Source organism: Aliivibrio sp. SR45-2, assembly GCF_963890165.1.
In the GTDB taxonomy this organism is placed as follows: domain Bacteria; phylum Pseudomonadota; class Gammaproteobacteria; order Enterobacterales; family Vibrionaceae; genus Aliivibrio; species Aliivibrio salmonicida.
Genome location: NZ_CAWPRC010000052.1, coordinates 1 through 1766 on the forward strand (window position 1 = coordinate 1; position 1766 = coordinate 1766).

The 1766-nt window shown below is 35.1% G+C and carries 3 protein-coding genes; 1 reads left to right on the forward strand and 2 read right to left on the reverse strand.

Annotated features, from left to right (window positions below; all coding sequences use genetic code 11):
- The first annotated feature begins 11 nt into the window (after window positions 1-11).
- A complete protein-coding gene (locus AACV33_RS21510) occupies window positions 12-98 on the forward strand; it encodes a hypothetical protein (protein ID WP_370527209.1) in 87 nt (28 codons plus the stop codon).
- Window positions 99-261: 163 nt separating this feature from the next.
- Here AACV33_RS21510 and AACV33_RS02525 read toward each other — a convergent pair whose 3' ends face one another.
- The gene (locus tag AACV33_RS02525) at window positions 262-963 is read right to left on the reverse strand and encodes an HNH endonuclease (RefSeq protein WP_182700719.1); all 702 of its coding nucleotides are present in this window, start codon (window positions 961-963) and stop codon (window positions 262-264) included.
- A gap of 166 nt (window positions 964-1129) precedes the next feature.
- The gene (locus AACV33_RS02530) at window positions 1130-1543 is read right to left on the reverse strand and encodes a hypothetical protein (protein WP_182700720.1); all 414 of its coding nucleotides are present in this window, start codon (window positions 1541-1543) and stop codon (window positions 1130-1132) included.
- Window positions 1544-1766: the final 223 nt, after the last annotated feature.

Sequence of the window (1766 nt, forward strand, 5' to 3'; positions counted from 1 at the left end):
TATTTGAATATATTGAGATCTTCTATAATCGTAAGCGCAGTCACTCAACATTAAACAACTTGAGTCCATTTGAATTTGAAAGTAAATTTGTAAAATAAAGTGTTCGTTTTTCGAGGGGCACACCAACACATAACGCCTGCATAACACGTTTACTACCAAACAATTATACTTAATATTGACGTCTTAAAACGAGAAACACCCGGCAAACTGAGATTGCCGAGTGTAGTAAATCGTGTTGATGCATTTGTTATATGCGATTTACTATTTTTTGTCTAATTGAGTCATTAGATCTTGTATAGATCTTGCTGGATGGGTTCTGTGAATTATTCCATGACAATTTGGGCATAGAGGTTTCAAATCTTTTATTGGGTCTACTTCATATTCTTTCTTAATTTCGGCCAGAGATCGTTCATGATGAACATGTATAAAACCTTGACCTATCTCTCCATAAATTTTATTAAAATCAAATCCACAAACAAAGCACTTACACCCATAATGCTCAATACACTTTGCTCTTGCTTTCGGATTACGCTCATATGCATTAACTGAAATAGTTTTTGTTGCCCCTTCAATATAAAATTCAGGGTTGACCACTTCCTCAGTAATTCGAGACTCAATATCTTGATTATTTCCTAATGCATACCAACGCCCAGAAAGAGCTGCTAAAGTTTTATTTTCCAATTTAGGTGTAAAGCCTTTAATTTTAGCTGTGCCATCTTCTGTTGTATCGTATTGCATAGGAAATGTTTTAAGCTGATATCCTTCTAATTCAATAAGTTTGACATGCTCAATAGATTGCTTACGAGCAGCGCCCTTCCACTCCAAATCTAATATTAGTCCGTCAGTATGAACATCCCAAAGACCAAATATTACAAATTTTTCTTCATGATTAACAAACGACCAACTCCAAGTCCAATTACGGCATGTCGCCCCAACGGATTCTATAAATTTCTTCCTACTCACTACTACCTACCTTTCTTGAGCATATAACGCCGCCATAACTCGTGCTGACGACCAACTTTCCAAATCAATTATACTTTAAACCAAAAACGCCGAATGTTATAAGCATCGTGTTGATGGCTTTGTTATATGCAAATACTCACAAAAACAATTAAGTAAAAACTATGTGTTACTTACCTTCGGATTCATTTTTGTGTGACCTCTTTATATATGTGCCGTTAAATGAAATATTCATTCCCCCGCACATTAAATTATCATCACTTACAACCAAGGCTTTATCAGTAAAAGTAATCAGCAAGTTACAATTATCAATGTCATAACGAATAGTGCCATTTTTTAAAGGAAAAACCCCTCGAATTTCTCCTACATTAGCAGACCCAGTTGAAGCAGATATAATCCAAAGAGCAGAGCCTGAAATCGAATACTCATTCATTCCTTGTTTAACTATATTTATATGAGCACTATCAGAATCTAGATGACCATTTACGTAGCGTTCAAAATAACCACTCACATTTATATTTTCACTAGCGCTAACGCTAAAAACAATAAGTAAAGCACAACTTAAAATTAGAAAATTTTTCAATTTAAACCTTTCCTTACAACCAGTATGAACCACTCAATGGCTTTTAACTTAATTGACCACATTTTGCATATAACGCCGCAATAACACGTTTGCTACGGCACAGACTTAGCTGAATTTTACCGCCTTAATCACTGAAACTAAAGACAAACCCACAACGCCGAATGTAGTAAATCGTGTTGATTGCTTTGTTATAACGCAGTTCTCAATTTAGACCAATGACCTA